General features: G+C 71.9%; 6 protein-coding genes. 4 read left to right on the forward strand and 2 right to left on the reverse strand.

Going from position 1 to position 6,174, the window contains the following annotated elements; all coding sequences use genetic code 11:
- Positions 1–12 precede the first annotated feature (12 nt).
- Complete coding sequence (locus ACFXBC_RS18110) at positions 13–1,407, forward strand: sensor histidine kinase (protein WP_385024688.1); 1,395 nt, start codon at positions 13–15, stop codon at positions 1,405–1,407.
- A 54-nt stretch (positions 1,408–1,461) separates the two neighbouring features.
- On the opposite strand, the gene ACFXBC_RS18115 is transcribed toward ACFXBC_RS18110, so the two are convergent.
- The gene (locus tag ACFXBC_RS18115) at positions 1,462–2,457 is read right to left on the reverse strand and encodes a TAXI family TRAP transporter solute-binding subunit (RefSeq protein ID WP_385024690.1); all 996 of its coding nucleotides are present in this window, start codon (positions 2,455–2,457) and stop codon (positions 1,462–1,464) included.
- A 212-nt stretch (positions 2,458–2,669) separates the two neighbouring features.
- Here ACFXBC_RS18115 and ACFXBC_RS18120 point away from each other — a divergent pair, with 212 nt between their 5' ends.
- From ACFXBC_RS18120 to ACFXBC_RS18130, 3 genes are all read left to right on the forward strand, one after another.
- The gene (locus tag ACFXBC_RS18120) at positions 2,670–3,302 is read left to right on the forward strand and encodes a CBS domain-containing protein (RefSeq protein WP_385024717.1); all 633 of its coding nucleotides are present in this window, start codon (positions 2,670–2,672) and stop codon (positions 3,300–3,302) included.
- 68 nt (positions 3,303–3,370) lie between these two features.
- Positions 3,371–4,873, forward strand: a complete 1,503-nt coding sequence (gene miaB, locus ACFXBC_RS18125; RefSeq protein WP_385024692.1) for a tRNA (N6-isopentenyl adenosine(37)-C2)-methylthiotransferase MiaB — start codon at positions 3,371–3,373, stop codon at positions 4,871–4,873.
- Between the two features lie 100 nt (positions 4,874–4,973).
- A complete protein-coding gene (locus ACFXBC_RS18130) occupies positions 4,974–5,684 on the forward strand; it encodes a class III extradiol dioxygenase subunit B-like domain-containing protein (protein WP_385024694.1) in 711 nt (236 codons plus the stop codon).
- Between the two features lie 69 nt (positions 5,685–5,753).
- Here ACFXBC_RS18130 and ACFXBC_RS18135 read toward each other — a convergent pair whose 3' ends face one another.
- Entirely contained in the window at positions 5,754–6,011 is a 258-nt protein-coding gene (locus ACFXBC_RS18135) for an antitoxin (RefSeq protein WP_385024696.1), read from the reverse strand.
- Positions 6,012–6,174 lie beyond the last annotated feature (163 nt).

A 6,174-nucleotide genomic window follows, 5' to 3' on the forward strand; every position in this document is an offset into this window, starting at 1 on the left:
GCGTCCCCTCCCGTGCGCGCCCGACTGCTTCCGCTGCTCATCGTCCTCATGGCCGGCGTGCTGCTCGCGCTCGGCTTCCCGCTCGCGCTGAGCGTGGCATCCGCCGCGCAGCAGAACGTGGTGGTCGACCGGATCGACGACACCGCGCGGATGGCCGAGGAGGCGCAGTTCGTCACGGAGATACCGGCGAGCGAACAGGAGCGGCACGACACCCTCCAGGAGGAACTCGCCCGCTACGAGACGGTGTACGGCATCCGGGCCGGCGTCTTCTACCGGGACCGCGTCGCCATGGCCGCGGCCCCGCAGTCCTGGACGGTGCCGGTCAGCGGCGAGGGCCGGATCGCCTTCGATGACGCGCTCGCGGGGCGGCGCAGCCGGGACCCCGGCCAGATCTGGCCCTGGCAGCACGGGCGGCTGATCGTCGCGTCGCCGGTCGTCAGGAACGGCGATGTGATCGCGGTGGTGGTCACCGACTCGCCCACCGACCAGATGCGTTCCCGTACCCTGCGCGGCTGGCTGCTGACCGCCGCGGGTGAGGCGGGGGCGATGCTGCTCGCGGTGGGCGCGGCCTTCCGGCTCGCCGGCTGGGTGCTGCTTCCGGTGCGGACCCTGGACGCCGCCACCCACGGCATCGCGACCGGGCTGATGAAGTCGCGGGTCGCGTCCGGCAGCGGGCCTCCCGAACTGCGGCGTCTGGCACGGTCGTTCAACGAGATGGCCGACAACGTGGAGGACGTGCTGGAGCAGCAGCGCGCCTTCGTGGCCGACGCCTCCCACCAGTTGCGCAATCCGCTCGCCGCCCTGCTGCTGCGGATCGAGCTGCTCGCCTTCGAACTCCCCGAGGGCAACGAGGAGATCGCCTCCGTGCGGACCGAGGGCAAGCGCCTGGGCCAGGTCCTCGACGATCTGCTCGACCTCGCGCTGGCCGAGCACACCGCGGCGGAGCTGCGGGTCACCGACATCGCCGAGCTGGCGGCCGAGCGGATCTCGGCCTGGCGGCCGGTCGCGGAGGGCAAGGGCGTCCGGCTCGTCGCGGGCGGCGCCGCGGCGGTCACCGCCTGGGCCGACCCCGTCGCGCTCTCCAGCGCCCTGGACGCCGTGATCGACAACGCCCTGAAGTTCACCCCCGAAGGGGAGGAGGTCCGGGTCGAGACCTCCTCGCACGGCCCCTCGTCCCGGATCACGGTCGCCGACGGCGGACCGGGCCTCAGCCAGGAGGAACTCGCCCGCATCGGCGACCGCTTCTGGCGCAGCGGCCGCCATCAGAACATCAAGGGCTCGGGCCTGGGCCTCTCCATCTCGCGCGCCCTGCTGACAGCGGGCCGCGGCACGATCGCGTACGAGCAGAACGAACCGCACGGGCTCCGGGTGACCGTGACGGTGCCCCGCACCCCGCCCGAACCGTAGACCCGGCGGCCCGGGGCCGGTCTGCGGCCGGTCAGTGTGCGGCGCCGTACGGGGTCAGGGCTTGACCGACCGGTAGTAGCGACGGGCGCCCTCGTCCAGCTTCAGCGGGTCCGTGTAGATCGCGGTCCGTACGTCGACCAGCTGCGCCGCGTGCACCTGCCGTCCGATACGGTCCCGGCTGCGGATCACGCTGCGGGTGAAGCCCTCGGTCAGCTTCGGGTCCTCACGGTCGGTGGTGACCAGGACGTTCGCAACCGCGATCGTGGGCACCGCGGCACCGTTGCGGGCCTGACGGTAGGCGTCGGCCGGCATGACGGCCGAGCGGTAGTAGCGGGTGGTGCCGCCCGCCGCGTGCAGCCGGGTCACCAGGTCGTCGAGAGGTATCAGCCGGATCGGATGGTGCGCCGCCAGATCCCGTACCGCGTCGGTCGGCAGGCCGCCGGACCAGAAGAACGCGTCGATGCTGCCCGCCTTGAGCAGGGCGGGGCTGGTGTCGATCCCCGCGGGCACGGCGGTGATGTCCTTGGCCGGATCGATCCCGGCGGCCCGCAGCACCCGGTCGGCTATCAGCCGCACACCGGATCCCGGCTGGCCCACGGCGACCCGCTTGTGCCGCAGGTCGGCGGCGCGCCTGATGGTGGATCCGTCCTCGACGGCGAGCTGCACATAGTCGTCGTACAGCCGCGCGCAGCCGCGCAGCCGGTCCGCGCCCGGCTTGCCGTCCTCGCGGTACTTCGCGATCGCGTCGGCGGTCGCGATGGTGAAGTCGGCCTGGCCGGTCGCCACCCTGGCGAGGTTCTGCTGGGAGCCCTCGCTCGGCTGGAGGTGAATGTCCACACCGGGCAGGTCATGGGCCAGTGTGGGTTTCAGCAGCTTCCCGTAGAGCTGGTAGACGCCGGTCCGCACCCCCGTACTGAAGGTGACCGTCCCGTGCGGCGAGGGCGAGCCGAAGGGCAGCAGCCACCACATCAGCAGTCCCGAGACCACCAGGACGGCCGCCGTCCCCTGGAGGGCGCGGCGGCGGCTGATACGGGACAGGGCGTTGGGCATGCGCGCGATCCTGCCAGTTCACGCCCCTGGCGAACAGGGGAGCGGGGCCGCGCCCCGCGACCGCTCTGCGTCCGGAATTATTCAGTCCGGTTCATGGCTGTCACTATTGATCCTTGATCACCCGCATTGATCCCTGATCACCAGCAGGCAGCCGGTTGCCGCTGGACCCGCCCCGGAGGACCGCAGTGACGTCGAGCCGAACCGTCGGACAGATGATGTCGACCAATGTCGTACGGGTGCAGCGGGGGACGTTCCTCAAGGAGATCGCCCGGCTGCTCACCGAACACCGTATTTCGGCCGTTCCCGTCGTGGACGAGGACGACCGTCCGGTGGGCGTGGTCTCCGAGGCGGATCTGCTCCGCAAGCAGCTGGGCCTGACCGCACTGCTGCCCGCCGTCCGGCAGGCGGCCGACCACCGCTCCAAGACCGAGGCGACCACGGCGGAAGGCCTGATGACCAGCCCGGCGGTGGTCGCGCACCCGGACTGGACGATCGTCGAGGCGGGCTGGCTGATGCAGGCCCGGAGCGTCAAACGGCTGCCGGTCGTCGACGACACCGGCAGGCTGGCCGGGGTGATCAGCCGCAGCGATCTCCTCCAGGTCTTCCTCCGCCGCGACCGCGCCATCCAGGAGGAGGTGCTCGAAGGCGTCCTGACGCGGACCCTGGGCCTCTCACCCTCCGCGATCACGGTGGACGTCAGCGACGGCCATGTCATGCTCAGCGGCCTGGTCGAGCGGCGGAGCGTGATCCCGGCCGCGGTGCGGCTGTGCCGCGGGGTGGACGGGGTGGTCGATGTCGCGGAACGCCTGCAGTACGACGTGGACGACAGCGCGGGCGGGCGCTGAGGTCTCCCGGCGGACCGGGCACGCGGCCGGGGGCGGGAGCTCCGCCCCGTACCGCCTACCCTGGTGACATGACCGCGCAGGACGCCCTGAACCGAAGTTACGAGATCCGCACCTACGGCTGCCAGATGAACGTCCACGACAGCGAACGGCTGTCGGGGCTTCTGGAGGACGCCGGATACGTCCGCGCGCCGGAGGGCGCCGACGGGGACGCCGATGTCGTCGTCTTCAACACCTGCGCGGTGCGCGAGAACGCCGACAACAAGCTGTACGGCAACCTCGGCAGGCTCGCCCCCATGAAGACCACGCGCCCCGGTATGCAGATCGCCGTCGGCGGCTGCCTGGCCCAGAAGGACCGGGACACCATCGTCCGCCGCGCCCCGTGGGTGGACGTCGTCTTCGGCACGCACAACATCGGCAAGCTGCCCGTACTCCTGGAACGCTCCCGTATCGAGGGCGAGGCCCAGGTCGAGATCGCCGAGTCGCTGGAGGCGTTCCCCTCGACGCTGCCGACCCGGCGCGAGAGCGCGTACGCCGCATGGGTCTCGATCTCCGTCGGCTGCAACAACACCTGCACCTTCTGCATCGTCCCCGCACTGCGCGGCAAGGAGAAGGACCGCAGGCCCGGCGACATCCTCGCCGAGATCGAGGCGCTGGTGGACGAGGGCGTATCGGAGATCACGCTGCTCGGCCAGAACGTCAACGCCTACGGCTCGGACATCGGCGACCGTGAGGCGTTCTCCAAGCTGCTGAGGGCCTGCGGGAAGATCGACGGGCTGGAGCGGGTCCGCTTCACCTCGCCGCATCCCCGGGACTTCACGGACGACGTGATCGCGGCGATGGCCGAGACGCCGAACGTCATGCCGCAGCTGCACATGCCGATGCAGTCGGGTTCGGACACCGTCCTCAAGGCGATGCGCCGTTCCTACCGGCAGGAGCGTTTCCTCGGAATCATCGGCAAGGTGCGGGCCGCGATCCCGCACGCCGCGATCTCCACCGACATCATCGTGGGCTTCCCCGGCGAGACCGAGGAGGACTTCCAGCAGACGATGCACGCGGTCCGGGAGGCCCGCTTCGCGCAGGCCTTCACCTTCCAGTACTCCAAGCGTCCGGGAACCCCCGCCGCGACCATGGACGGCCAGATCCCCAAGGAAGTCGTCCAGGAGCGCTACATGCGGCTCTCGGCGCTCCAGGAGGAGATCTCCTGGGAGGAGAACAAGAAGCAGGTCGGCCGCACGGTCGACGTCATGGTCGCCGAGGGCGAGGGCCGCAAGGACGGCGCGACCCACCGGCTCTCCGGGCGTGCACCCGACAGCAGGCTGGTGCACTTCACCAAGCCGGAGACCGAGGTGCGCCCCGGCGATGTGGTGACCGTCGAGATCACTTACGCGGCGCCGCACCACCTGCTCGCGGAGGGCCCGGTCGGCGCCGTACGGCGCACCCGCTCCGGGGACGCCTGGGAGAGGCGCAGCACCGCGGCCGCCGCCAAACCGGCCGGTGTGATGCTCGGGCTCCCGGGCATCGGCGCCCCGGCGCCGCAGCCCGCAGCGGCCGGAGGCTGCGGCTGCGACTAGGCAGCCCCGGGGGCTGTGGCGGCGACTGGGCCGTTCTCCATGGACGGGCGCCGTCGCCCGCCGGTCTCTGCGTGCACCGGGCAGGACTAGGCTGCGGATCATGCTCGTAGCCGCCGCCGTATGTCCCTGTCCGCCGCTGCTCGTGCCCGAGGTGGCCGCGGGGGCGGCGCCGGAACTCGACGCGGCCAGGGCCGCCTGCCTCGACGCCGTCGGGGTGCTGGCGGCGGCCCGGCCCGGTCTGCTGGTCGTCGTGGGACCTGCCGATGCCGGGGCCCGGGGGACGCACCCCGAGGGCGCCACCGGCTCGTTCGCCGGTTTCGGCGTGGACCTCCGGGTACGGCTGGGGACATCGGTCACCGAGGCCGGACGGGAACTCCCGCCGTCCCTGTCGGTGGCCGCCTGGCTGCTGGGCCGCGCGGAGTGGGCCGACGCACCGGTCGAGGGCCTTGGCGTGGGCGAACCGCTGGAGCCGGAACACTGTCTGGCGGCCGGACGCGAGCTCTCGGCCCGCGCCGACCGGGTCGCGCTGCTGGTCATGGGCGACGGCAGCGCCTGCCGCACGCTGAAGGCGCCGGGCTACCTCGACGAACGTGCCGCCGCCTTCGACGCGGCCGCCGCCCGCGCACTGGGCACGGCGGACCTGGTCGCGCTGAAGGCGCTGGACGCCCCGCTGGCGTACGAACTGAAGGCCGCCGGCCGTGCGCCCTGGCAGGTACTCGCGGGCGCGGCCGAGGGCACGGAGCCGGGCGGCCGGCTGCTCTACGACGACGCCCCGTACGGCGTCGGGTACCTCGTGGCCACCTGGTCCTGACGGCGGCCGAAAAGCAGCGGGCGGCCCTGGAGCGAGGTGCTCCAGGGCCGCCCGCCGTGCCGTGCCGGATCAGGAAGCGGTGGGTGGCTTGGTCGTACCGCCGTCGTTCTTGCCGTCGTCCTTGTGCGAGAGGCGCTCCAGGGCTTCCTTGGCCTTGCCGGTACCCGTCTCGATCTTGTCGGTGTACTTGCCGTTGGTCCGGGCGTCGACGGTGTGAGCGGCCTTGTCCAGACCCTCCCCGATCTTGTCCCCGTGCTGCTGCGCGAGGTCGGAGACCTTGTCCTTGGCCGGTTCGAGCTTGGCTTTCACATTGTCCAGGAATCCCATGGCATACCTACTTCCCTCCAGGAGGGCGTTCTACTTGCGAACGCCCTCTCCGGCTTCATTGTCCGCGGCCGCGGCGGCAGACTGCTGACGCGGGATCTCCACGGCCTCGGCGGGACCGGCCGAGGCGTCCCCGGCCGGCGGGGGCGGCCCCGCCCGCCCCCCC

It is taken from the genome of Streptomyces sp. NPDC059398 (assembly GCF_042751845.1).
Lineage (GTDB): Bacteria > Actinomycetota > Actinomycetes > Streptomycetales > Streptomycetaceae > Streptomyces.

Coding starts and splice junctions, on each gene's coding strand:
- miaB (WP_385024692.1), top strand. CDS start 3,371: ATGACCGCGCAGGACGCCCTGAACCGAAGTTACGAGATCCGCACCTAC.
- ACFXBC_RS18115 (WP_385024690.1), bottom strand. CDS start 2,457: ATGCCCAACGCCCTGTCCCGTATCAGCCGCCGCCGCGCCCTCCAGGGG.
- ACFXBC_RS18135 (WP_385024696.1), bottom strand. CDS start 6,011: ATGGGATTCCTGGACAATGTGAAAGCCAAGCTCGAACCGGCCAAGGAC.
- ACFXBC_RS18120 (WP_385024717.1), top strand. CDS start 2,670: ATGATGTCGACCAATGTCGTACGGGTGCAGCGGGGGACGTTCCTCAAG.
- ACFXBC_RS18130 (WP_385024694.1), top strand. CDS start 4,974: ATGCTCGTAGCCGCCGCCGTATGTCCCTGTCCGCCGCTGCTCGTGCCC.